Consider the following 23,532-nt stretch of genomic DNA (forward strand, 5'->3'; position numbering starts at 1 on the left):
ATACCCTAAAAATTTGACGCATGGAAAGCGTAGCGAACGAAGGAAAAGCTGCAGCAATTTGGGCCTATTTGACTATTATAGGAACCATTGTTGCTTATTTTTTAAACAATGATTCAAAGAACCCATTTGCATCCTTTCATATTAGACAGGGGCTTGGGATCCACATTACCTTTTACCTTCTTGGAATCATAGTTTCCTGGTTCGACTCCTGGTTGATATCAGCTCCTTTTTATATTTTTATTGTTGTTTTGTTGGGGTATGGCTTAATTGGTGCTATACAGGGAGAAAGAAACGAAGTTCCCTTTTTAGGAAGTCAATTTCAAAAATGGTTTAGTACAATTAATTAATGGAAGCAGATACCTTTACTTTATATCACTTAATAAGAAAACCAAAAAAGCCTGTAGAAAAAGCTCCTCTTGTAATAATGCTGCACGGTTACGGCAGCAATGAAGAGGATCTATTTTCTTTTGCAGAAGACCTTCCCGATGAACTTTTCATTATTTCGGTAAGAGCACCTTATCCCATGGCTCCTTATGGAAATGCCTGGTATGCCATTCACTGGCAGGGAAGTGCAGATGGAAAATTTAGCGATGATAATCAAGCTGTGATCTCAAGAGAAAAGATCATTCAGTTTATGGATGAGGTCATGGAGGAATATCCTGTAGATCCAGATAATGTCACACTCATTGGTTTTAGCCAGGGCAGCATCCTGAGTTTTGCAGTGGCACTTTCTTATCCCGAAAGGATCAAAAATGTGATTGGGTTAAGCGGTTATATCAATGAGAATATCCTGAAAGAGGGTTATCAAAACAAGGATTTTTCTAATCTTTCGGTTTACAGTTCTCACGGCACGGCCGACCAGGTGATTCCGGTGGCTTGGGCGAGAAAGACCAAACCCTTCCTTGATTCCCTGGGCATAGAAAATACTTTTTCAGAATTTCCTGTGGGACACGGTGTTGCGCCTCAAAACTTCAGGGAACTGAAGCAATGGCTGGAGGAGCATCTTTAATTTTGAGGGTACAATAAAGCTTTTTCAGAAAAAACTTCCACCTTACCTTCTTCGTCAATCTCGAAGCTAACCAACAGGTCTCCCCAGAAAGATCCATCGGTAAAACTGGCAATTGCCCATTTATGGTTGAGAAGCTTTACTTTATTGATCCTGAATGGCCCATTCATCCCCTCGTAAGGAACCAGTTCGTTGTCTTCCTCTGCAGTATTTCGGCTTATAAGAGCTTCTTCTACTTTTTTGATTATTTCAGCAGGATCGAAACCTCGGTTTTCCAGGTAGGAAAGGGCTTCTTCATTGGAAACCAGTGAAAAGGTATCTTCCTGCAAAGTAGTTTCAGCTAAATTGTCGACACCGGAATTTTGCTCCTCAAGTTGCTCTTTTAGAGCCTCGATTTCCTGGTCCTTGGACTCTACTAATTTTGAGCCGTTTACATAAAAAATTACTGCAAGTAAAATTGTGAACACAAACAGGTACATTAAAAAACTTTTCCGCATTTAGATTTCTATTTGGAGATTATCATAAGCCAGAAATACATTTTTTGGCAGTTGTGCCTGTACCTTATCATGAAAACCCATGTGATGGCTTATATGTGTGAGATATGCCCTATCGGGACCTATTTTTTGAATGAACTGAAGAGCCTCTTCCAGGTTAAAGTGTGAATGGTGAGGCTCTTTTCGCAAGGCATTGATCACCAGTACATCAACTCCTTTAAGTTTTTCGGCCTCCTCTTCTTCTATGGTTTTAGCATCTGTAACATAAGCGAAGTCCCTAATCCTGAAACCAAAAACCTGCACCCTGTTATGCATTACATCCACGGGAACTACATTTATTCCTTTTACAGTGAAAGGTTTATTCTCAATCACATGTTCCTGTACACTGGGAGCACCGGGATATTTATTTTCTGAAGAAAAGATATACTCAAAACGCTTTTGCAAAGAAGCCATCACCCTTGAATGTGCATAAACCGGAATGTCTCCCTGCCGGAAAAAATATGGCCGTATATCGTCCAGCCCTATTGTGTGATCACTGTGTTCATGAGTGTACAATATGGCATCAATACGCTGCACTTTGTTAGATAACATTTGCTGCCTGAAGTCGGGTCCACAGTCAATTAAGATATTGGATCCATCAACTTCAACCAGTACCGAAACCCGCAACCTCTTATCTTTCGGGTTTTCGCTACGGCAAACCGGATGATCACTGCCAATAACGGGTATTCCCTGAGAAGTTCCTGTGCCTAAAAATGTAACCTTCAAAGCTCTAAATTTACCACAAAACTAAGTATTATTTTTTTGTTTAGCCCTTCATTTTAGTACCTTTGACTACAAATTGAGTGTTTCAACAAGAGGAACTCATTTTGAACAAAAAAAGACAGCTATGCCAATAACCATAATGGGTGACAGGGAGTTTGAGAACGTCCCATCGATAAAAAGTAAGGCTCTTCGTATTAACCTTAATGAAAATATCTACGGAACTTTTTCTGAAATTGGTGCAGGGCAGGAAACCGTCCGCAACTTTTTTAGAGCCGGTGGAGCTTCAGGGACCATTGCCAAGGCAATGAGTGCTTATGATAAGGATTTTAGTGATGCGATATACGGGATCGAAGATGACAGGAGATATGTTACCGAAGAGCGTTTAAAAAAGATGCTCACGCATGAGACCAATCTTATTGAACAAAGGATCTCGCGCGAAAAACATCCCAACAAGTTATTTTTTACTTACGCCAATACTGTTGCAACTATTGATTTTGCCAAAAAGTACAAAGGCCACGGGTGGGTTGGAATTAAATATCAGGTGCATCCCGAAGAAGATTATAACGAGATCCTCCTGCACATAAGATTTCATGAAAATGATGCCCGCCTGCAACAGAATACTTTGGGAATACTAGGTGTAAACCTCATTTACGGGGCCTATTACAAATACGACAATCCTAAAAAATTGCTTCGTTACCTCTACGACCATATTGACAAAGACCAGATCGAGATCGATACTATCAATTTCTCGGGTCCCAGGTTCGAAAAAGTGGACAACAGGCTTATGAGTTTACAGCTGGTGAAAAATAATATGACCGAGGCGGTTATGTTTGCACCAGATGGAAACAACGTTTTACCGGCGAAGATCCTTTATAAAAAGAATATCCTTGCCCTGCGTGGAAGCTTTAGACCTGTGACCAAGGTTAATATGGATATGTATAAGCGTTCCCTCGAACTTTTCTTAAATGAAAACAGAGTTTCGGAAGATAATACCGAAGTTATCTTTGAGATCACCCTGTCCAACCTTCGTGCTGAAGGTGAAATCGACGAAAGAGACTTTATGGACCGGGCAGAATTGCTTTGTTCTCTAGGACAAACTGTAATGATCTCCAATTTCCAGGAATATTATAAAGTAGTTGAATATTTCTCCCGCTATACCAAGGAACGTATGGGGCTAGCCATGGGAGTAAATAACCTGGTGGACATCTTTGATGAGAAATACTACAGGCATTTAAGTGGAGGAATCCTAGAAGCCTTTGGTAAATTGTTTTTCAAAGACCTTAAGGTTTATCTTTATCCATTCAAGGATCGTGAGACAGGAGAGATCACCACCAGCGATAATCTCAAAGTGCATCCTAGAATGAAGGAGCTTTACAAGTTCTTCAAATACAATGGTAAAGTTGTAGATATCACCAATTATGATCCTGCTATTCTGGATATTTTCTCCAGGGAAGTATTGCAGTTGATCGCAGAAGGAAAAGGTGGCTGGGAAGATATGCTACCCGAAAAAACTACAGCTATGATCAAGGAGCACGACCTGTTTAGTCACTATAAACAAAAGTCTGCCCAAAAGATTTGATCTTTTGAGGTAAAGAGAATAAAAATAAGACCGTTTAAATTGCTTCGGAATTCCTGTAAGGGATTCCAAAAAAGCAATTTAAACGGTTTCTTTTTTGAAGCTCCCAAAAAGCTCTTTTAATTTCTTTTTTCTGAAGTCAAAGATCTCCTCCAGTTTAGGCCTTACTAGAAATGGATGAACCGCCTGGCCTATAAATCCCAGCGGAAGTTTATAATCAATAATATCCTCCATTTCTACTCCCCCATCAATCTCCCTGAAGAAATGTTTGTGGTGCCAAAGGTCGTAGGGCCCAAACCGTTGTTCATCTACGAAATATTCGAGATCCTTAACATGGGTGATCTCTGTCACCCATTTGGTTTTAATACCTGCTATGGGAGTTACGATGTACTCAATGATCTGTCCTGCAAACATAGGACGGTCTCCCCCCATTGTAATATCAAATCCCATGTAAGGAGGAGTAATTACCTTTAAGTTCGAAGGATCTGAAAAAAACTTCCAGGCTTCCTGAAGTGAAATTGGTATACGTTGAATGGTGTGCAGCTGATAAATTTTCATGATTCACTTTTTTCAAAGATATAATTTGTTTAATTATTAAAAATATAATTTAAACAAAATAAATCATCCGTTATTTTGTTTGGGTGGTCAAAAAAGGTGTCTTTTCAAAAAATTTTCTGAAAAGCCGCGCTACCACTCTTATAATTGCGTTAATCCCTCAGGTAATAAATATTAAAAACCCGAGATTCGTCTTAAACAATTTTAACAATGAAATATTCTATATTCCCCCTAATATTTTCCTTTTTAATTTCTTTTTCCACATATTCTCAGTCCTACTCCCCTGCTTCCGGTGATACATCGGATTCCCCTTATAAAACCAGCTGGCTGGTTGACGGGTCTTACTTAGGAATAAGTTTGGGACTCAATTTCGTAGGTTTTAAATTGATCCAGGATAAAGAAGCTCTTACCCTTCAGGAATTAAATGATCTGTCCAAAGACGATGTGCCGGGAATAGACAGGTTCATTGCCGGGAACTATAGCAAAAGAGCCGATGAGATTAGTTATTATCCTTTTTATGGTTCTTTTGCCGTACCGGTAGTTATGATGATCGCCGATAAAAATATGCGTTCAAATGCCGGGCAGATCTCTGTATTATTCCTGGAAAGCATGGCCACCACAGGAGCTGTTTATACGCTTACTGCCGGGCTTATAGACCGTCCGAGACCCTTGGTGTATAACACCTCTCTACCAGACGAAGAGCGAACTGAAAAAGGTGCCCAGCGATCATTTATTGCAGGACACACCGCGGCAACTGCTTCGGCGTCCTTTTTTGCCGCCAAGATCTATAATGACTTTTATCCAGACTCTGCAGCTAAACCTTATGTATGGACTGCTGCAGCCCTCGTTCCTGCCTATGTGGGATATTTAAGATCTGAAGCTGGGAAACATTTCCTGACAGATAATATTGTTGGTTACATGGTGGGAGCAGCCAGTGGAATCCTTATTCCCGAACTTCATAAAAAGAAAGAGCGTGACTTTGGAGTCGCTCCTGCAATGGGTGTAGATCTTAGAGGGAATGAATACCAGGGACTCACCCTGCAGTACTCCTTTTAGAACTTAAACCTCTTTTTCCGGCTGAATTTTTCTATTTTTAGGCTTTAATCAAATCCTGAAAATGAAAAAAATCATTTGTATTGCCATATTTTTTGGCCTTTTACATGCTTCAGCAATAGCTCAGAATAAAGTTGAAATCCCTGTTGATACTACAGTTGTCACCGCTCATCGGGTAAATATAAATGGCCAGAGAATAGATTACACTGCCACTACCGGCATGCAGCCCGTGTGGAGTGATGATGGAGAAGCCATTGCAAGCCTTTTTTACACGTACTACAAACGAGAAGGTGGAAACGATCTTAAGAAAAGACCATTGGTGATCTCCTTCAATGGCGGTCCAGGATCTGCTTCTGTTTGGATGCACATTGCATATACAGGTCCCCGCGTGCTGGAAATCGATCCTGAAGGTTTTCCAATTCAGCCTTACGGTATAAAGGAGAATCCTTACTCTATTCTCGACATAGCCGATATTGTTTATGTTAATCCTGTCAATACTGGGTTTTCCCGAATAGTTGAACCAAAAGGAGAAAAAAAGCGGGATCGTGAGCTATTTTTTGGTGTAAATGCAGATGTAAGTTACCTGGCGAAATGGATCAATACTTTCGTCACCCGGTATGACCGTTGGTTATCACCTAAATACCTTATAGGAGAAAGTTATGGAACAACAAGAGTTTCGGGACTGGCTCTGGAACTTCAGAATTCACAATGGATGTACCTCAATGGGGTGATCCTGGTTTCTCCAACAGAAATAGGAATTGAAAGAGATGGTCCTGTAGAAATTGCCAACCGCCTCCCCTATTTTACTGCTGCCGCCTGGTACCATGACCTGCTTCCGCAAGACCTTCAAAAAAGGGATTTGGAAGAGTTGCTACCCGAAGTGGAGCAGTATGCCATCAATGAATTATTGCCTGCATTGGCAAAAGGAGGCTTCCTTGAGGAGGAAAGAAAAAATGAAATTGCCGAAACAATGGCGCGTTATTCAGGAATATCAAAGGAAGAAATACTTCAGCATAACCTTGAAGTGCCTTACCAGTATTTTTGGAAAGATCTACTAAGAGATCAAAAAGGCTTAACCGTGGGGAGACTTGATTCCCGATACATTGGACTGGACAAAAAAGAGGCAGGGGATTCACCTGATTATAATTCTGAACTTACCTCATGGTTACATTCCTTTACTCCGGCGATCAACCATTACCTTCGAAATGACCTCAATTTTAAGACCGATCTTACTTATTATATGTTTGGTCCCGTTCATCCCTGGGATCGCAGCAAAAACAAAACAGGAGAAAACCTGCGACAGGCTATGGCGCAAAACCCTAACCTGGATGTGTTGATCCAGAGCGGATATTTTGACGGCGCCACCACATATTTTGATGCCAAATATACTATGTGGCAGCTCGACCCCAGTGGAAAAATGCGCGACAGGTTAAGTTTTAAAGGTTACCGTAGCGGCCACATGATGTATTTAAGAAACGAGGACCTAAAAAAGGCAAATGATGATCTTAGAGAATTCATTCAGAAATCATTGCCAAAGCCGGGAGAACCTGCAACTTATTAAGCATAAATCAATAAAGTAAAAAAGCCATTCCCTCACAAGAATGGCTTTTTGCTTTTAAACCAAATTAACTTTAAGCCCCTGTTGATCTAAGGGACTCCAGTAATTTCTCCAGGACTTTTTCCACGCCGAGTTCATCATTGCTTCCGGCATGATGTGTTGCTACAGCTTTAACTTCTTTATGTGCATTTTCCATGGCGTAACTGTAACCGGAATGTTGAAATAACTCAATATCATTAAGATAATCCCCAAAGGCCACCGTTTCCTCTTCCTTAATATTCATTTTCTCCTGCACTGCTTTTAAAGCATTTCCTTTCTGAGCTTTTTTGTCATTAAAATCTATCCAGATCTTTCCTGAAAGCTTGACCTGCAAACGATCTTCAAAATGCTTTAGGTGTGGCAGGGAATTCTTTTCGGCCCCGCTAAGATCACAAATGGTAAATTTTAAAAAGAGATCATCTTTCACCTCCATAAGATCATCCACCACCTTATACTTTTCATAATGATTGAGAAAAGGTTCCATAAATTCGGGATCGGTACTTTCAATATAAGCCTGTTCCCTTCCGCAGAGAATAAGGTACTTATTATCCAGTTCCCTTACTTCTTTTATGATCTCATGAACCACCTCTGGTTCCATTGGAACAATGTGAAGTTGCTTTTCATGATGCATTACAATGGCCCCGTTTTCGGCAATATAAATGAGCTCATCCTTGATCGCATCCATACGCTCTCTAAGGCTGTAGTATTGCCTGCCGCTTGCTACCGCAAACTTTATATCCAGGTCCCGTAGCTCTTTAAAAATTTCTATAAACTGCCTACTCACCTCGTGCTTACTGTTAAGCAAGGTGCCATCCATATCACTTACTACAAGTTTTATCTTTGAATAATCCATGTTTTCCTCTTAAAAAATGCAAAAATAAGAGAAGTTTTAGCCGGGGGGCAATGTGGAACGTTAATTTGTGGTGAAGATTGTTTCTCGATCAGGAGCTAATACGCTGGTGATATTTTAAAAATAGATACAATTTACTTCAGCTTCTCACCTGCGTAAAGTAAACAATAACAGAAGTTTACCAAATAATTAACCTCCATAGCAGAAGATAGGTTATAATTTAATCTTTAAAAAAAAGATTATTAACCACTAATTCACGAATTATGTTTTATCACGTAAAAGAATTACAATTCAATGCGCGGGTATCGAAACCAGATCCTGCTTTTGCCACACTATTGCTGGAACAGTTTGGAGGTGCAAACGGAGAATTAAAGGCAGCCCTGCAGTATTTTGTCCAGGCCTTTGCTGTCAAACAGGTCCACCCTGATAAGTATGACCTGCTTATGGACATTGCTACTGAAGAATTCAGTCATCTCGAAATCGTAGGTGCCACTATCCAGATGCTTCTAAAAGGAATTCACGGTGATCTAAAGAATGCTGCCGAAGAGTCTGAGATCATGGAACTTTTAAAAGGAAAAGCATCCAAGGAAGATTTTATTCACAATGCTATGGTGAATCCGCAGTTCTTTAATCTTTCTGGCGGAGGCCCTACCCTCTCCGATAGTAATGGAAACCCCTGGACCTCGGCTTATGTAACAGCCAACGGAGATCTTACGGTTGATCTAAGATCAAATATTGCAGCTGAATCACGGGCTAAAATCGTTTATGAATATCTTATGCAACATACCAGTGATCCTCACGTAAAAGATACTTTGAGGTTTCTTATGACCCGGGAAGTAGCTCACTTCCAAATGTTCCAGGCAGCACTGGAGACCATAGAACCCAATTTCCCTCCGGGGGTCCTGCAAAGTGATCCCAAATACAGCAATAAATATTTTAACCTTTCTAATGGGGAAGATGTGAGAGGTCCATGGAATGAAGGTAAAAGCCCGGAATTGGGAGAAACCTGGGAATATATTTCAGATCCTATTGAACATGTGAGGAAAACAAAGGGAATGACTGAAGGGCATGATGACAAAAAACTTTCCAGGGATCCAAAAGAGGTCGATAAGAAAAATAAGGAATTGAGTAAAAAGAAATATGAAGAAATAACGAAAGCCATGCCCAAAGGGGAGGCACAATGGAGTAAATATTGATCCTTTTATGGAAAAATTTAAAGTTGAATATTTTACAGATCCACTTTGCTGCTGGAGCTGGGCTTTTGAGCCCCAGTTGCGAAAACTACGTTTTCTTTTAAAAGACCGCCTGCACCTTACTTATGTGATGGGCGGTCTCTTAAGAGACTGGAAAAACTATAATGATCAAATGAATGATATAGCCCGTCCCGCTCAAATGGGGCCTTTATGGATGCAGGCACGCCATATTTCCGGCCAACCTATTGAGGAGAACATCTGGATCTCAAATCCAGTCGATACTTCTTATCTCGCATGTATGGCGGTAAAGGCGGGTTCCCTGCAATCAAAAATTGGGGAGGAAGCCATGCTTCGTAAGATAAGGGAGGCAGTAATGATGGATAAAAAAAACATTGGAGAAGTAGAGGTGATCCTGGAAATAGCCGGGGAACTGGAGCAGGCAAAAATTCTCAAAAAAAGTAAATTTCGGAAGTATCTTTTTTCTGATGAAGTGAGCAGTCTTTTTAAACAGGATTTGGACAGAACCAAAGCCAGTGGAATAAGTCGTTTCCCTACCCTTTTAATTTATTATAAAGACAAAACCTATCAGGTTACAGGTTACAGGCCTTTTAGTGAGTTAAAAAAGACATTTTCCCTCATGGATCCTAATCTTGATTTAAATGAAGTCATAGACCAGGAGGTATATTCCAATAGCTGGGAAAATCTTACAGACAGGGAACTGCTGGAAATTACTGAAGCTCCAAAAGAACTAAGTTTCTAATAGAATTATAGAAATTATAGTTTTCTTAATAATAAGTAATTCTGGGGGTAAGATTTTGAGTTTTTACTGACTAAAATCATACTTTTTGGGGTTTTGCCAGCGTAACTTTATACAAGTCAAAATCCAAGATCATGAAAAAGATAATCTATGCTACAGACTTTTCACATTACTCTGTGGCGGCCCTTAAATATGCAGCTGAACTGGCCAGGATAATGGGAGATGATCTCATTGCTCTTCATGTTTATCCGCCTAATGATGGAGAAAAGCGGAATTCAGATTTTCTAAAGAAGCATCAGAAAGAGCTTCAGGATTTTTGCAAACTTCATTTAGGGGAGGAATATAATTCCCAATTCATTTCGCCCGCAGTGGTTTCCGGGCCTGAAGTGGCAGAAGAAATTCTAAAATTCACCAAAGATCTTCAGGTAAGAATGATTATTATGGGAGCATGTGGCTCCAGTAAGCTTAAAGACAGGCTAGTTGGCACTACCACGAGTGAAATGATTGGTAAATCTCATCTACCTGTATTAGCCGTGCCTCCACAATTTAAATTTAAACAGCCTCAAAAGATCTTTTTTGCAAGCACTTTTGACGATCAGGAATTAATCTATCTCAAAGAATTAATTCCTCTGGCAAAAGCTTTAAATGCAAAAATCGAGATCGTACATATTACTCACCGGGAAGAAGATGAAGCTATAAAGAACCTGAAAGCTTTTCAGAAAAAAGTGAAGTCAGAAATCCCCTACCCCAATATTGAATATAAAACGCTGTATTCATTTGAAGTCTTTGATACCCTGCGAAAGACAATTGAGGAAGAGCTCCCGGATATTGTATTGATGCCCGAGAAGAGGAATATGAATCTTTTTAAAAGAGGATTGGTAAGGGACCGTATCAAAAGGATGCAATCCTGTAGCCCTTCTCCCCTGCTTACTTTTCCTGCTTTTGCTTAAATTTTTTATTTTTCGGTCGCCAATATTATTTTTAACCAGTTTCCGGAGAAAAATAAGAATCATACATAATAAAAAACCACGTTCTTTTGGGACGTGGTTTTTACTTGTAATGAGTTCCAAACACTTCGTTGTAGACTATTTCCCGGTCCTTAGCCCTGGCAGTAAATCCTTTGTATTAGGAAATGTGCTTCCCTGGTCTTTCCTCAATAGAAGAACCTTTATGGACTATATAATACCTGCCCTAGGTCCTGGAATAAAAGATTTACATTGAAAAGCTCATTACAAGATTGTTTTTAAAACAAAAAAACCTTCGTTTGGGAGGGGTTTCTGTGATCCCAAAAGGATTGAATTTCCTATTGAGATGCACTCCTGCAAATGCAAAACCACGGGCTTTCACCCCCGTCTTTTTTAACCCACTTCAAGCTTTGAAGCTGCGCTTCAGCTTTGCATGGAATAAAAAAACCACGCCCTTAGGGACGTGGTTTTGCACTTGATGTGATCGCGAGAGGATTCGAACCTCTGACCGTCTGCTTAGAAGGCAGATGCTCTATCCAACTGAGCTACGCGACCATTAAAGCGGTGCAAATATAATGAGGTTTTTAAAAAAGACAAGCAAAAAAAATATTTAATTCTGACATTTTATCTAAGTAAAAGGACTTCAGTAATTTATTAATTTTTATTCTTTGTCCTACTCATCAATTTCAGGTTTTTCTTTGCGGTTCTAAAGCCTTTCATAGAAAGAAGTATCCCCTGTTGTTTTCCAAAAGTACTATTAAATCTTTCCTAAACTTCAGCTAATTGAACGGGCATAATTATACCAGAACTTCTGAATATTTTAAATTTACTAATGAGCATTTTTACAGGATGTACGGTCTATTTACAGGCTTTCACATTCCTCAAAAAAAGCAAAAAATTTTATGGCAGTAAGTACATCTAATGAACCAAAGGCATTTAGTGAAATATCTATTGAAAAAATAGTAGAAGAACTCCAGGAGAAATGCGAGATTGAAAAGCATTTACCGGGGGGTGGTTTCCTTCATATGAGTGATGAACTCCCCTACCTGGTTATCTACCGAAACGAAGATGAGGATATAGAAAAAGGGGAAGACCGCGCTACCGTGCGTCTTATTTTGAGTGAAGCTTCCTTTCTAATTATAGGAAATAAGGATTTTGAAGGATACCAGCGGCTCATGTTTTGCCTTAGTGAAGCCATGTCCTCAAAATTTAAATCTTTCTTGATCATTGAAGTTTATGCAGGAGCCCCGGAGAGTCGAAAATTTAAAATTAAGGGTCCTGCAGAAAAACTTTCCACCACAATTAAAGTTTTACAGGAAGAACTGGATGACGTGGATTCAGGATACAGGGCTTTAAAACTTGGATCTACCGAAGTGCAGGATACTCTGGAAAGACAACCAGAAGGGAAGAAACCCCTTTTAAACCTGGAACAGTTAAAAGCTTCCGGATGTTTGCTGCTGGGAATTGAAGTGCCGCCCGTCTACCGCAGCAAGGAAGGAGAAGACTACCCGGTTTTCTTTAGAAGCTTTAAAGATGATTTTGTAGTTGCCCTTCACAAAACAATATTTCAGTTCATTAGAATCCAAACCTCCAGCGGAGTCAAGAGCTACAGAGCTCTGGGACAAAAAAACCTTCAGAATAAAGTTAAAGAGATTGACCGGCAGCTGGCCCAAATTGAAACTTCTTATCAATTCCTGTGGTTAGTTTCCCCTGCCAACATACGGCAGATCAAAGACACCTTTTTTGAAAGTAATTATGAAAAGGTACTTAACTATCATTATCGGCTTATACCATTTGACCCAGATGTTCTAAAACGAAGACTTTATAATCTTAAACTGGAGGAAATTGATGATCCCGCCCTCTCCTATATCTTCAGGGAAAAACGTGAAGAGCTGGATCTACAGATAAGTATGCTTAGCGACAGAGGTTCAGATAATTTTTTCTACAACAGTATGATGCTGTTTGGAAAAATTAGCAATGATCTTCAACACGAAGCTGAGACTATCTTAAAAGAAGTTCCTGAGAAGGAAGATCATGCTTTTGAAAGCATTATGAAAGCAGAAGATTTTAAGGTACTTGCAAATCGGGAATTTGACTACTTCAGGGAACAGGATGAAAATTTTTCAAGTAAAGTACACATTCGTGATGATGTGAATATCCTTATGGTCTCCAGGGGAGAACTTTATTTGCCAAGTGATTACAAACTCAATGCAAATGAAACTAAAGCATTGATCCAGCACGAAATTGGAACCCATGTCCTCACCTATTATAATGGAAATCAACAGCCATTAAAATTGTTATCCATAGGTCTAACAGATTACGATACCCTGCAGGAAGGGCTCGCTGTTCTTTCTGAATACCTTGTGGGGGGACTTACCGGCAACAGGATGCGAACCCTGGCAGGCCGGGTGGTCGCAGCTTCGGCCCGAATGCATGGGGCCGATTTTAAAGAGATCTTCCGGCTGCTCAATAAAGATTATAACTTTAAACCACAACGTGCATTTAATATCACCTCCAGGATTATGCAGGGAGGTGGCTTCACAAAAGATATTTCTTATTTAAAAGGCTTGGTGCAACTCAAGAAGCACCTGGAAGAAGGTGGAGAATTAGCTCCCCTGCTCACAGGGAAATTTGCTCTGGAACATATGCCAATTATTAGTGAATTGAATGAAAGAAGAGTGCTTTCACCCGTTAAACTCACCCCAAGATATCTTCATACCGAAGAAACCAGAAAAAAACTAAGTCAAATAAGGGAGGGAATACCCCTTGCCAAACTAATAAATGCATGAAGATATGTTTTGTAGTTAATAGTGTGGAGTCCGAAGGTGCAGGAACAACGGTCTATATAATGCACGAAGCCTGGAAAAGAAACCATGAAGTGTATCTTATGGGGGTCGGTGATTTCAGCTTTACAAAAAATGAAGCCCTTACTATCATTAGTACTTCCCTGCCTAAAAGCCTTAAGCCCCAGAATCCTGAAGAACATCTTGAAATGTTACAGGGGGAAAAGGCTAAAAAGAAAAAAATTAAAGCAAAAGAATTAGATGTACTTTTTATACGTAACAACCCTACCGAAGAAGGTTCGGGACGTCATTGGGCAGAGCAATCGGGCGTAGCGTTTGGCCGCATGGTTCAACAGGAGGGAGTTCTGGTTCTTAACGATGCATTTGCCCTTTCCAATGCTTTTATTGATAAGCTTTATTTTGAAGAATTACCTGCCCATGTAAAACCGGCATCTCTTATCACTCGTGATAAACAGGAAATTCTTGAATTTTTTGAGTACCATAAGAAGAAAATGATTCTCAAACCGCTAGAAGGATCTGGAGGACGCGGTGTTTACTTGATCGACAAGAATGAAAAAAACCTAAATCAAATTATTGAAAACCTTAGTGCACAGGGTTATATTATTGCCCAGCAATATTTACCTGCCGCTAAGGAAGGAGATGTACGGGTTCTTCTTCTCAACGGAAAGATCCTTCAAAAGAACGGAAAGTTCGGGATCATAAAAAGAGTTAGTGGTGATGGGGAATTTCGTAGTAATATTTCGCAAGGTGCTACCCCTGAAGCCAGCGAACACACAAAAGAAATTCAGAAAATAGTGGATATCATTGGTCCGAAATTAAAAAGAGACGGCCACTTTTTTGTAGGCCTGGATGTGGTAAAAGATAAACTAATTGAGATCAACGTTCTAAGTCCCGGTGGGATCGACGGACTCTTCAAAATTGGTGTAGAAAATTTTTCGGATGTTATCATGGAAGCAATCGAGAAAAAAGTAGAATATAAGAAGCTCTATGGTTCGAAAATCTTGAACAGAGAGCTGGCCACAATGGAATAAAATAAAATTTTAAGAATAATAAACCGGGAGAAATCCCTTAAAACAAAGAATTAATGAAAATATGTTTTGTTGTAAATAATGTCGAAACTGAAAACTGTGGGACCACTGTGTTCCTTATGCAGGAGGCCCGTAAACGTAAGCATGAGGTTTATGCAATGGGAGTAGGAGACTTCTTTTTCAAGCAGGGTGAAGAACTCTCTATTGATTCCACCTACGTTCCTAAAAAAATGGAAGCCAAGACGCCAGAAGAATATCTAAAACTTCTTCAGGGAGATAAAGCTAAAAAAGAAAGAATAACAGCTACAGATCTTGATGTGCTGTTCATAAGAAATAACCCTACCGAGGAAGGTTCTTCCCGCCAATGGGCGGAACAGTCTGGTATTGCTTTTGGACGAATGATGCAACAGGAGGGAGTGCTGGTTTTGAATGATGCCTATGCCCTATCCAATGCTTTTATAGACAAATTGTACTTCGAAGAACTTCCTGCCAGTATAAAACCAAATTCCATAATTACCCGTAAGAAAGAGGACGTGATGGAATTCTTCGAAAAACATAAGAAGAAAATGGTTCTTAAACCTCTTGAAGGTTCTGGCGGTAGAGATGTATATCTTATCGATAAAAACGAGAAGAACCTAAACCAGATTATAGAGAACCTTTCTGGACAGGGATACATTATAGCCCAGGAATATTTACCTGCAGCAAAAGATGGGGATGTGAGAGTTTTACTTCTCAATGGTCGTGTAATGGAAAAAGATGGTAATTACGGGATCATAAAAAGATTGACCGGCGAGGGAGAATTCCGAAGTAATTTTAACCAGGGAGGTACAGGCGATAAAAGTCCCCTCACAGAAGAGATGAAAAAGATCATTGAAATAACCGCTCCAAAATTAATAAGGGACGGCTTATTCTTCGTAGGACTTGATATTGTCAAAGACAAGCTCATTGAAATCAATGTATTGAGTCCAGGCGGGATGGATCACTTTGGAGAAATTGGGCTCCCCGATTTTTCGGATGTAGTGATCGATGCTATTGAGAAGAAAGTTGAATACAAGAAGTTGTACAAAGGCCAGATATCCAATCAGGTGTTGGCTACTATGGCATAACTTCAGAAAAAAAATATAATGAAAGATAACACCCGGATTATAGGAGAATACTCCACCAATAAAAAAGGACCTTTATTATTTGTCACTGCCGGAGTTCATGGAAATGAACCCAGCGGGGTACAAGCCTTAAAAAAGGTCTTTGCTGAACTTGAAAAAACCAAACCCGAAATCAACGGAAGAATTGTAGGTGTAATGGGCAATAAAGCTGCCCTTGAAAAGGAACAACGGTATATTGATGAAGACCTGAACCGCACCTGGACCGAAGATAATGTCAAGAACCGCGATCCTGAAACCCAGGAACAAAGGGAAATGCATGAAATAATTGAAGTCCTTGAAAAGTATCCCGAAGAGGAATATTCAAAACGTTATTTTCTGGACTGCCACACAACCTCTTCAGATAGTTTGCCTTACATATCTGTGCAGGATGTGAATGACAATGATAGCTGGGCCCACAAATTCCCTACCTACATTGTGAGAGGATTTAGTGATATTATCTACGGTGCCATAGATCACTATATGAGCCGAACGGGTCTTACAGGTTTTGTTTTTGAAGCAGGCCAGCACACCAGCAAGGCTTCTGTTGAAAACCATGAAGGAATGATATGGCTGGCTTTAAAGGAAGCAAATGGTCTTGAAGTGACGAATGTTTCCTGCTATCCCGAATGTGTGGAACGCTTTACCGAGAAAAATGCTCCTTCTCAAAAAACTTTTGAGATCAAATACCGGCACGAAATCAAAAAAGGAGATAGTTTTAAAATGGAGCCGGGGTTTAAGAATTTTCAAAAAATTAAAAAAGGCCAGTTACTTGCAACAAGTAATGGGCAGGAGATAAAAAGTGAATGGGATGCCTATATTTTTATGCCCCTTTACCAGTCTCAGGGCAATGACGGCTTTTTTGTCATTGAAGAACAGTAAACTTTCTCTGCTACAGAGGTGGTAGTTATCGTCTCACGATACCTACCACTTCACCTGTAGCACATTTAATTCTTAAAAATTCCCCTTTTTGGACCCCATATTTACCTTCGGGTACTTCGTAATCCCCAACTCCTTCAGAAAAAGCAGACTGCATAATAATCTTTGTGCCATCGCGGGGATCGGTTAATGGATTGCTACACGAATTGCTTCCTGTAGTAGCACCTTCTGGTGCTTCAAAATTTCCAGGTACATCTGTAGCGGCTCTTAGCACCGGCTTCATTGACCTGGTTTCCATAGTGCTGCCACAACTAAAAAGAATAATCGTAGAAAACACCAGGAGCGCATTTTGCAACTTGTTTTTCATATTGGTTTAAATTGGTTCAAATTGGTTTAGTGAAAATTAGGAAATTTTTCAATTCCCTTCTAAAAAACTTTCCTCTGAAAAAGAGCACTAAAAAACACCTTTTTGAATGGGTATATCTAATGCACTGATTTTTAAATAAAAAATCCACTTATTCTGAATAAGCTATGGTGCTTAAAAGGGCATTTTCGGCCTGCCTTGAATCCAGGCGGGTATGTTGAACTACTACCGGTATAGTAGAAACGATAACACAGGCATAATCAGTTCCCAATGGTACCGGCTCGGGCTCTTGTAGATCATTAAATCTTAGGTGTTTTGTTCTCTGTGCCTCCACCGTCACCTTATAGGGACCCACCGGATCTTTATCTGAGAAAAAAATGGTCAATTCGACCTCGGCATCTTGATTAGAGGTGTTGAGAATACAAGCTGTTTCATGACTTGTGAACTCCGGTTCCTTACCCGTTCCATATTTTGGGATGTAGCCTTCGGCTATTACCCAGGTTTTTTTTCCTAGTGCTTTCATTGTTTATTCCAGTTTAATAACCAGGCCCAGATTGGCCGGGAGGTTAATTTTATCATTCATTTCCTTCCCTTCAAATTCTTCGTGAGATGAAACTTTTACAGTTCCTGTCCATTTAAAACCGGGAGCAAAATTCACTTCTGAATCTGTGAGATTTAAAACTATAAGGAACTGTTGTTCCTCGTATTTCCTGATGTAAGAAAGAATGCCATCTTGAGACAGTACAGGCAGATAATTGCCAACATGCAGGGCCGGTTCCTGCGCCCGAATTTTTAAAAGTTTCCTGTGCAGCTGAAGCATTGAACCAGGCTGGTCCCATTGCTTTTTCACGTTAATTTCTTTATAATTTACCATTAGCGGAAGCCATGGGTCTCCTTTAGTAAATCCTGCATTTTTTGTAGCATCCCACTGCATTGGGGTGCGTTCTGGATCCCGGCTGCGTCCAACTCCGGGTTCATTCAAAGCCTGTGGATCCTGAATCTTCTCCTTTGGAATATCAACATCCTGCATCCCCAGTTCATCCCCATAATAAATGGTAGGCGTTCCTCTAAGTGTTAGCAACAATATTGCGGCATTTTTGGCCTGGTCCTTCCCCACCCGGCTTGCAATTCGGGAATTGTCATGGTTACCCAACACCCAATTGGGCCAGCCATTTTCAGGAAGCGCCCCTTCATATTCATCTATTGTAGCTTTGATCCTGGCAGCATTCCACGGAAGCTGCAGCAGTTGAAAATTAAAAGGTAAATGAGCGCCCTGATTGTCTTCTCCGTAATAACTTACAAGCTTGCTTATTGGCAGGTAAATTTCTCCAATGAGTAATCTCTCATCATATTCATCGATTACCTTCCGCATTTTATGCACTATGTCATGAACTTCATCCTGGTCTGTTGAATAGGCCGGAAGTAATTTACTGTAGGAATTCATTCCTTTCTTATATTCAGGATTTGGTGGATCATCCCTCAATTGTTCGTCTTTGATCATATGCCACATCACATCTACCCTAAAACCGTCTACTCCCTTCTTGAGCCAATACCTCATTATGGCAAGCATTGCCTGCTGCAAATCGGGGTTTCTCCAATTGAGATCGGGTTGTTCTTTTAAAAATGCATGGTAATAATATTGTTCGGTTTTCTCATCATATTCCCAACCACTACCTCCAAAAACACTTAACCAGTTATTAGGTGGGCCTCCATCCTTACCGGGATCTTTCCAAATATACCAGTCCCGTTTATGATTGTTTTTTGAACTTTTGGATTCCAGGAACCATGGATGCTTATTTGAAGAATGATTAGGTACTAAGTCAAGGATAAGTTTCATTCCTCTTTGATGTACTTCCGTAAGCAATTCATCAAAATCCTTCATTTCTCCAAATAAAGGATGGATACCCGTATAATCACTTACATCGTACCCAAAATCGGCCATGGGAGAAGGATAAATGGGTGATATCCAGACAGCATCAACACCCAGATCTTTCAGGTAATCGAGTTTTTCTATTATTCCACGTAGGTCTCCTACACCATCTCCATCACTGTCTTTGAAGGATCTTGGGTAAATTTGATACACTACTCCCTTGTGCCACCATAAGTATTCTTTGTAATTCATAAGAAATTATGTTTTTTATGCATCCATCTGTAACCATAAGGGGTTAACTTCACTTCAGCTTTTCCGGGGTCGAAATTTTCATATCTTATATTTCCGAAGACATCTACAACATCCTTAAATAATTCCTTATCCACTTCGAGCTTTATGGTGATTTCTTTTCCCGAGAAATTGTGAAATGCTACTCCCATCCCTTTTTCAGATTTTGTATAGTGTCCTAAAACATGAGGATTACCGGTGTCGAGGACGTGGTTACGGCCCCATCCAAATTCCGCAAATTCTTTCCGGTAATCTATGGCTTTGGAGATCCAGGTAAGAAAAGAATCGGGATCTCTCAATTGATCACTTACATTAACTTTCTCATAGCCAAAATCTCCTCCAGAAATGACATTTCTAATAAGATTTTCTGTGGGTGCAGTAGAAAACCCGCCATTCCTGTCATTAGCCCACTGCATAACTGTGCGAACACTGGAACGACCTTCCATTGAAAGATCTTCCCCCATTCCTATTTCTTCACCATACCGCAACACCGGTGTACCGGGAATCGTAAAAAGAAGGCTGTGGGCCAATTCCATTTTTTTCCGGTCATTTCCAAGCATTGAAGCCAATCTCCGCCTTATTCCCCTTCCAAAAATGCGCATGTTTTCTTTGGGGGCAAAAGCTTTAAAAACCTCTTCTCTTTCGGTTCTACTCAATTTGTCAAGGTTTAATTCGTCATGATTCCTAAGAAATGTTGCGAGCTGTTCTTTTTCGGTAATCTCTTCGGGCATTCTTTGCAGTGCACGGGCAACAGGAATAGCCTCTTCCCTGGCAAATGACAGGTACATGAAGTTATTCACATAAAAATTAAACAGCATATGCATCTGGTCCTCGTTCCCCAGGTACTTATTATATTGGTTGGGATCAAGGTCTACTTCGGCGAGTAAAATAGCATCGGGTTTTTGAGTTTCAACAAATTCCCTGAAATTCCGGAAGATCTTATGTGGATCTCCTTCAAAGTCCATTCTGCCTTTTTCCTTGAACATGTGAGGCGCTGCGTCAATCCTGAAGCCTGAAACTCCCATTTTTAACCAAAAATGCATGATCCTGCATATTTCCTCCTGAACTTGCGGATTGGCTATATTTAGATCGGGTTGATGGGGATAAAAAGAATGGAAATAATACGCTTTAGCAGTACGATCATATTTCCAGCTGATGCTTTCCTCACCTTCGGCTGCCATCATATTTTTCTCAGGGTCCTCTGGCTTTTCATCTACCCAGATATAATAATCTCTGTATTTGGAATTTTTGTCCTTCCGGGATTCCTGAAACCAGAAATGTTCAGACGAAGTGTGATTAACTGCAAGGTCAATAAGTATTCTAATACCCACTTCTTCCGCAGCATCAATGAGCTGAGTGAAATGACCTAAATCGCCGAGACGGGGATCTATTTTATAATAATCTTTTACGTCATAGCCATTGTCCCGGTTTGGGGTATCGAAAATTGGCAGGAGCCAGATACAGGTGATCCCAAGACTCGAAAGGAAGGGAAGGGCATTTTTAAGTCCCTTGAAATCTCCGGTACCGTCACCCGTTGCATCCTTAAAAGTTTCTACATCCAGCGAATAGATCACCGCATTTTTGTACCAGTATTTATTCATCTTAGTGGGTTATTGTTGTTGAAGGTTTGGAAGCACTTCTTTTCCAAAGAAATTTATATAATCTTCCTGTTGCTCATTTACGTTATGGATGATCACTTTTTCAAACCCCATTTCATTGAAGGTTTTGATCTTTTCAATAAAGACATCTGCATCACTTCCTATAATCACGTGCTTTTCCATGTCTTCTTTTCTGGTGTTTTGGCCTATGGCATCAAACTTTTCGGGACTGTCTATGTCTGCAATTAGCTTGCTTGGATAGATATTATTTCTCCATTGTTCCCAGGCTCCATCCAAAGCTTTTTCACGGGTGCTCGCATAGGATATCTGCACTTTCAAAGCCAAAGGCTTTTCACTTCCATCTGCTCCCCTAAAGGCTTTCACCATTTTTTCAAGTTCTTCAACGGGTTTGGAGATAGTGATCATACCATCTGCCCACGAAGAAAGCCAGGCAGCTGTTTTTTCGGTAATAGCTGCTCCATACACTCTGGGAATTTGAGTAGGCTTTGTGAAGAGTTTTGCCCGCTCGACCGTAAACATACCTTTATGGTTGAGATAATCGTCTTCCTGCCAAAGGCGTCGTATTACTTCGACCGATTCCTGTAAACGTTTATTCCTGTCCCTTTTTGGCGGCCATTTCTCCCCTGTGATATTTTCATTAAGAAGTTGACCACTGCCAGAACAGAGAAAAAATCTTCCTGGAAACATTTGATCCAGCGTCGCCACAGCCTGGGCAATTATAGCAGGATGATATCTCTGGCCTGGAGCATTCACTATCCCGTATTCCAGGTTTGTAGCCTGCATTGCCGCTCCCAGCCAGCTCCATGCGAATCCACTTTGTCCCTGTTTGTCACTCCAGGGATGGAAATGGTCTGACGACAGGACTGCCTTAAAACCTGCATCTTCGGCCTGCTGAACAAGTTTTAGCAGGTGACCCGGGGTAAATTGTTCGTGGGAAGCGTGAAAACCAATTTTCATAAATAGCAGCTTTAATTAAAATATTTTAATGATTCCTTCTAAATTATAAAGCTTTACACGATAAACCGGATTTCTATTATTAAAAAAATGATAAATTACTGCTCTTCTTAAAACATCGACCAATGAAACATGATCTCAGTCATGCTCTGCCAGGATATATAAAATTACCTTTGTGAAGCAATAAAGAAATCATGAGGAAGCCTACACCCCTTAAACGACACGATGCGCTGAAACATTTGAGCAGGGACCATCATCACGGGCTCCTTTTATGCTGGAAAATAAGAGAAGGATTAAAAAAGAATGTCCAACTCGACCGAATTAAAAATTATACCGATTTCTTTTTTACTTCTCAATTAAGACCACATTTTAAGTTTGAGGAGGAGGAAATATTTCCCTTATTGGGGGATTTTCACCCCATGAGTGTTAGAGCTCTAAAAGAACATGACCGGCTAAAAGATCTCTTTAAAGCTGAAGTTGTGAGAGAAACCTTCACCTCAATTCAAAAGGAATTGAATGACCATATAAGGTTTGAGGAACGGGAATTATTCCGGGAACTGCAGGAAACAGTTCCCAAAGAAAAACTTAATATCATAACCAAAAAGGAAGAGGAGATTATTACTCCAGATCCCGATGATTGGGAAGATAAATTCTGGAAATAGAAGTAGTATCTATAGCCATCGTTTGCGTCTAAAATAAAAAAGCATCCCCACAATTAATAGGAACATTGAAATTAATAAAATAGGATAACTGTAACGATACTCCAATTCGGGCATATACTCAAAATTCATCCCGTAAATACCGGCCAGGAAAGTGAGAGGAATGAAGATAGAAGCCATTATTGTAAGCACTTTCATCACCTCGTTCATCTTGTTGCTAATCGTGGTCATATACATATCCATAAGGCCCCAGGTCATTTCCCTGTAGATCTCAATATTTTCTGAAACCTGTAGCATATGGTCGTAAAGGTCTCTTATGTAATTTATGGTTTGCTCCTGTACCAGGTTGTGATTCATTTTTTCCAGGCGACTTACTACTTCCCTTAGTGGGTTCACGGCACGCCTTATTCTAAGCATCGTGCGCTTTAGTTCTTGGATTTCAAGAATGGTATCATCCTTTGGTCGGGCATCAAAAAGGCGCTCTTCCATTGCCTCTATTTTATCACTCATATCATCTATGACCATAAAATAATGATCCACTATGGCATCTAAGAGAGCAAAAACAAGATAATCTGCCCCACGGCTCCTTATTCTGCCTTTTTCTGTAGAAAGTCTTTCTCTTACCCCGTCAAAAACATCTCCCCCGGCCTCCTGGAATGTGAGCACATAATTCTTCCCCAGTACTATGCTGATATGTTCATTTTCAAGCCTACCATCTTCTTTGTAGTAAAGCATTTTTGCAACAATGAAAAAATAATCTTTATACTCATCAATTTTAGGACGCTGGTTGGTGTTTACTATATCTTCAATAATCAATGGATGAAGCTCGTAATACTTTCCAATCTTTTCAATTTCACTGGTGTTACTAAGGCCGTCAATATTGATCCAGGTGGTGCGGTCCTCTTCTTCAAACTTGAAAGCATCTTCTGGCCGTTTTGAAGTAAACCTCTCATACTTTTCGGCATTATAATCAATTACCTCCAGTTTAGTTTCTACCTGTTCCTTTCTTCCAACATAAGTCACAGTTCCCGGAGCCTGGTGAAGAGCCTTATGAGACTTTGGCCTTTTGGAGAGGTAGCGCGTTCTTTTAACCATACAAGAATAATTTCTTTAAAAGTAA

At 40.2% G+C, this 23,532-nt stretch carries 23 protein-coding genes and 1 tRNA gene; 13 read left to right on the plus strand and 11 right to left on the minus strand.

Features of this window, described 5'->3' with window-relative positions; translation table 11 throughout:
* Positions 1-20 precede the first annotated feature (20 nt).
* Both OU683_RS08065 and OU683_RS08070 read left to right on the plus strand, forming a co-directional pair.
* On the plus strand, positions 21-347 hold the full coding sequence (locus tag OU683_RS08065) for a magnetosome magnetite crystal formation protein family (protein ID WP_268137042.1): 327 nt from the start codon (positions 21-23) through the stop codon (positions 345-347).
* On the plus strand, positions 347-1,009 hold the full coding sequence (locus OU683_RS08070) for an alpha/beta hydrolase (protein WP_268137044.1): 663 nt from the start codon (positions 347-349) through the stop codon (positions 1,007-1,009). The genes OU683_RS08065 and OU683_RS08070 overlap by 1 nt, the downstream gene beginning before the upstream one ends.
* On the opposite strand, the gene OU683_RS08075 is transcribed toward OU683_RS08070, so the two are convergent.
* On the minus strand, positions 1,006-1,485 hold the full coding sequence (locus OU683_RS08075) for a hypothetical protein (protein ID WP_268137046.1): 480 nt from the start codon (positions 1,483-1,485) through the stop codon (positions 1,006-1,008). The two genes, OU683_RS08070 and OU683_RS08075, sit on opposite strands and share 4 nt — an antisense overlap.
* Positions 1,486-1,503: 18 nt before the next feature.
* Positions 1,504-2,265, minus strand: a complete 762-nt coding sequence (locus OU683_RS08080) for an MBL fold metallo-hydrolase (RefSeq protein ID WP_268137048.1) — start codon at positions 2,263-2,265, stop codon at positions 1,504-1,506.
* A gap of 121 nt (positions 2,266-2,386) precedes the next feature.
* On the opposite strand from OU683_RS08080, the gene OU683_RS08085 reads away from it, so the two are divergent.
* The gene (locus tag OU683_RS08085; protein WP_268137050.1) at positions 2,387-3,841 is read left to right on the plus strand and encodes a TonB-dependent receptor; all 1,455 of its coding nucleotides are present in this window, start codon (positions 2,387-2,389) and stop codon (positions 3,839-3,841) included.
* A 78-nt stretch (positions 3,842-3,919) separates the two neighbouring features.
* Here the strand turns inward: OU683_RS08085 and OU683_RS08090 are convergent, their stop codons facing one another.
* Positions 3,920-4,396, minus strand: a complete 477-nt coding sequence (locus OU683_RS08090) for an SRPBCC family protein (protein WP_268137052.1) — start codon at positions 4,394-4,396, stop codon at positions 3,920-3,922.
* 207 nt (positions 4,397-4,603) lie between these two features.
* Here OU683_RS08090 and OU683_RS08095 point away from each other — a divergent pair, with 207 nt between their 5' ends.
* Both OU683_RS08095 and OU683_RS08100 read left to right on the plus strand, forming a co-directional pair.
* A complete protein-coding gene (locus tag OU683_RS08095; protein ID WP_268137054.1) occupies positions 4,604-5,449 on the plus strand; it encodes a phosphatase PAP2 family protein in 846 nt (281 codons plus the stop codon).
* A 61-nt stretch (positions 5,450-5,510) separates the two neighbouring features.
* Positions 5,511-7,007, plus strand: coding sequence for a S10 family peptidase (locus tag OU683_RS08100; RefSeq protein WP_268137056.1), 1,497 nt, complete (start codon positions 5,511-5,513; stop codon positions 7,005-7,007).
* A 70-nt stretch (positions 7,008-7,077) separates the two neighbouring features.
* Here the strand turns inward: OU683_RS08100 and OU683_RS08105 are convergent, their stop codons facing one another.
* Complete coding sequence (locus OU683_RS08105; RefSeq protein WP_268137058.1) at positions 7,078-7,896, minus strand: HAD family hydrolase; 819 nt, start codon at positions 7,894-7,896, stop codon at positions 7,078-7,080.
* 260 nt (positions 7,897-8,156) lie between these two features.
* Between OU683_RS08105 and OU683_RS08110 the strand changes: the two genes are divergently transcribed.
* The 3 genes from OU683_RS08110 (at position 8,157) to OU683_RS08120 (ending at position 10,793) form a co-directional block, all read left to right on the plus strand.
* A complete protein-coding gene (locus tag OU683_RS08110; protein WP_268137060.1) occupies positions 8,157-9,089 on the plus strand; it encodes a manganese catalase family protein in 933 nt (310 codons plus the stop codon).
* Between the two features lie 7 nt (positions 9,090-9,096).
* On the plus strand, positions 9,097-9,846 hold the full coding sequence (locus OU683_RS08115) for a DsbA family protein (RefSeq protein WP_268137062.1): 750 nt from the start codon (positions 9,097-9,099) through the stop codon (positions 9,844-9,846).
* 131 nt (positions 9,847-9,977) lie between these two features.
* Positions 9,978-10,793 (plus strand): universal stress protein, encoded by an 816-nt coding sequence (locus tag OU683_RS08120; RefSeq protein WP_268137064.1) that lies wholly within the window; start codon positions 9,978-9,980, stop codon positions 10,791-10,793.
* A gap of 496 nt (positions 10,794-11,289) precedes the next feature.
* Here OU683_RS08120 and OU683_RS08125 read toward each other — a convergent pair.
* Positions 11,290-11,363: transfer RNA gene (locus OU683_RS08125), tRNA-Arg, on the minus strand.
* Between the two features lie 347 nt (positions 11,364-11,710).
* Here OU683_RS08125 and OU683_RS08130 point away from each other — a divergent pair.
* From OU683_RS08130 to OU683_RS08145, 4 genes are read left to right on the plus strand one after another with little or no spacing between them, the layout of a single operon-like run.
* The gene (locus tag OU683_RS08130; RefSeq protein WP_268137066.1) at positions 11,711-13,597 is read left to right on the plus strand and encodes a peptidase MATCAP family protein; all 1,887 of its coding nucleotides are present in this window, start codon (positions 11,711-11,713) and stop codon (positions 13,595-13,597) included.
* Positions 13,594-14,643, plus strand: a complete 1,050-nt coding sequence (locus tag OU683_RS08135; protein ID WP_268137068.1) for a glutathione synthetase — start codon at positions 13,594-13,596, stop codon at positions 14,641-14,643. The genes OU683_RS08130 and OU683_RS08135 overlap by 4 nt, the downstream gene beginning before the upstream one ends.
* Before the next feature lie 53 nt (positions 14,644-14,696).
* Entirely contained in the window at positions 14,697-15,746 is a 1,050-nt protein-coding gene (locus tag OU683_RS08140; RefSeq protein ID WP_268137070.1) for a glutathione synthetase, read from the plus strand.
* Between the two features lie 18 nt (positions 15,747-15,764).
* Positions 15,765-16,661: a M14 family metallopeptidase gene (locus OU683_RS08145; protein ID WP_268137072.1), complete on the plus strand. Its 897-nt coding sequence runs from the start codon at positions 15,765-15,767 to the stop codon at positions 16,659-16,661.
* Positions 16,662-16,686: 25 nt separating this feature from the next.
* On the opposite strand, the gene OU683_RS08150 is transcribed toward OU683_RS08145, so the two are convergent.
* The 5 genes from OU683_RS08150 to OU683_RS08170 form a co-directional block, all read right to left on the minus strand.
* A complete protein-coding gene (locus OU683_RS08150; protein ID WP_268137074.1) occupies positions 16,687-17,025 on the minus strand; it encodes a hypothetical protein in 339 nt (112 codons plus the stop codon).
* 148 nt (positions 17,026-17,173) lie between these two features.
* Entirely contained in the window at positions 17,174-17,545 is a 372-nt protein-coding gene (locus tag OU683_RS08155) for a sensory rhodopsin transducer (protein ID WP_268137076.1), read from the minus strand.
* 3 nt (positions 17,546-17,548) lie between these two features.
* Positions 17,549-19,144: an alpha-amylase family glycosyl hydrolase gene (locus OU683_RS08160; protein ID WP_268137078.1), complete on the minus strand. Its 1,596-nt coding sequence runs from the start codon at positions 19,142-19,144 to the stop codon at positions 17,549-17,551.
* Positions 19,141-20,781, minus strand: coding sequence for an alpha-amylase family protein (locus tag OU683_RS08165; RefSeq protein ID WP_268137080.1), 1,641 nt, complete (start codon positions 20,779-20,781; stop codon positions 19,141-19,143). The genes OU683_RS08160 and OU683_RS08165 overlap by 4 nt, the downstream gene beginning before the upstream one ends.
* A gap of 9 nt (positions 20,782-20,790) precedes the next feature.
* Positions 20,791-21,756 carry a TIGR03885 family FMN-dependent LLM class oxidoreductase gene (locus OU683_RS08170; RefSeq protein ID WP_268137082.1) on the minus strand — a complete coding sequence of 322 codons (966 nt, stop codon included), beginning with the start codon at positions 21,754-21,756 and terminating at the stop codon, positions 20,791-20,793.
* Positions 21,757-21,947: 191 nt separating this feature from the next.
* On the opposite strand from OU683_RS08170, the gene OU683_RS08175 reads away from it, so the two are divergent.
* Entirely contained in the window at positions 21,948-22,415 is a 468-nt protein-coding gene (locus OU683_RS08175; protein WP_268137084.1) for a hemerythrin domain-containing protein, read from the plus strand.
* A gap of 9 nt (positions 22,416-22,424) precedes the next feature.
* Here OU683_RS08175 and corA read toward each other — a convergent pair whose 3' ends face one another.
* Positions 22,425-23,507 carry a magnesium/cobalt transporter CorA gene (gene corA, locus OU683_RS08180; RefSeq protein WP_268137086.1) on the minus strand — a complete coding sequence of 361 codons (1,083 nt, stop codon included), beginning with the start codon at positions 23,505-23,507 and terminating at the stop codon, positions 22,425-22,427.
* Positions 23,508-23,532 lie beyond the last annotated feature (25 nt).

It is taken from the genome of Salinimicrobium sp. TH3, from assembly GCF_026676115.1.
Lineage (GTDB): Bacteria > Bacteroidota > Bacteroidia > Flavobacteriales > Flavobacteriaceae > Salinimicrobium.

Excerpts from the sequence above, each read along its gene's own strand:
- OU683_RS08160 (WP_268137078.1), bottom strand. The coding sequence starts at position 19,144 with ATGAATTACAAAGAATACTTATGGTGGCACAAGGGAGTAGTGTATCAA.
- OU683_RS08120 (WP_268137064.1), top strand. The coding sequence starts at position 9,978 with ATGAAAAAGATAATCTATGCTACAGACTTTTCACATTACTCTGTGGCG.
- OU683_RS08105 (WP_268137058.1), bottom strand. The coding sequence starts at position 7,896 with ATGGATTATTCAAAGATAAAACTTGTAGTAAGTGATATGGATGGCACC.
- OU683_RS08130 (WP_268137066.1), top strand. The coding sequence starts at position 11,711 with ATGGCAGTAAGTACATCTAATGAACCAAAGGCATTTAGTGAAATATCT.
- OU683_RS08165 (WP_268137080.1), bottom strand. The coding sequence starts at position 20,781 with ATGAATAAATACTGGTACAAAAATGCGGTGATCTATTCGCTGGATGTA.
- OU683_RS08155 (WP_268137076.1), bottom strand. The coding sequence starts at position 17,545 with ATGAAAGCACTAGGAAAAAAAACCTGGGTAATAGCCGAAGGCTACATC.
- OU683_RS08085 (WP_268137050.1), top strand. The coding sequence starts at position 2,387 with ATGCCAATAACCATAATGGGTGACAGGGAGTTTGAGAACGTCCCATCG.
- OU683_RS08175 (WP_268137084.1), top strand. The coding sequence starts at position 21,948 with ATGAGGAAGCCTACACCCCTTAAACGACACGATGCGCTGAAACATTTG.
- OU683_RS08100 (WP_268137056.1), top strand. The coding sequence starts at position 5,511 with ATGAAAAAAATCATTTGTATTGCCATATTTTTTGGCCTTTTACATGCT.
- OU683_RS08135 (WP_268137068.1), top strand. The coding sequence starts at position 13,594 with ATGAAGATATGTTTTGTAGTTAATAGTGTGGAGTCCGAAGGTGCAGGA.
- OU683_RS08075 (WP_268137046.1), bottom strand. The coding sequence starts at position 1,485 with ATGTACCTGTTTGTGTTCACAATTTTACTTGCAGTAATTTTTTATGTA.
- corA (WP_268137086.1), bottom strand. The coding sequence starts at position 23,507 with ATGGTTAAAAGAACGCGCTACCTCTCCAAAAGGCCAAAGTCTCATAAG.
- OU683_RS08070 (WP_268137044.1), top strand. The coding sequence starts at position 347 with ATGGAAGCAGATACCTTTACTTTATATCACTTAATAAGAAAACCAAAA.
- OU683_RS08140 (WP_268137070.1), top strand. The coding sequence starts at position 14,697 with ATGAAAATATGTTTTGTTGTAAATAATGTCGAAACTGAAAACTGTGGG.
- OU683_RS08095 (WP_268137054.1), top strand. The coding sequence starts at position 4,604 with ATGAAATATTCTATATTCCCCCTAATATTTTCCTTTTTAATTTCTTTT.
- OU683_RS08090 (WP_268137052.1), bottom strand. The coding sequence starts at position 4,396 with ATGAAAATTTATCAGCTGCACACCATTCAACGTATACCAATTTCACTT.
- OU683_RS08115 (WP_268137062.1), top strand. The coding sequence starts at position 9,097 with ATGGAAAAATTTAAAGTTGAATATTTTACAGATCCACTTTGCTGCTGG.
- OU683_RS08065 (WP_268137042.1), top strand. The coding sequence starts at position 21 with ATGGAAAGCGTAGCGAACGAAGGAAAAGCTGCAGCAATTTGGGCCTAT.
- OU683_RS08110 (WP_268137060.1), top strand. The coding sequence starts at position 8,157 with ATGTTTTATCACGTAAAAGAATTACAATTCAATGCGCGGGTATCGAAA.
- OU683_RS08170 (WP_268137082.1), bottom strand. The coding sequence starts at position 21,756 with ATGAAAATTGGTTTTCACGCTTCCCACGAACAATTTACCCCGGGTCAC.
- OU683_RS08145 (WP_268137072.1), top strand. The coding sequence starts at position 15,765 with ATGAAAGATAACACCCGGATTATAGGAGAATACTCCACCAATAAAAAA.
- OU683_RS08150 (WP_268137074.1), bottom strand. The coding sequence starts at position 17,025 with ATGAAAAACAAGTTGCAAAATGCGCTCCTGGTGTTTTCTACGATTATT.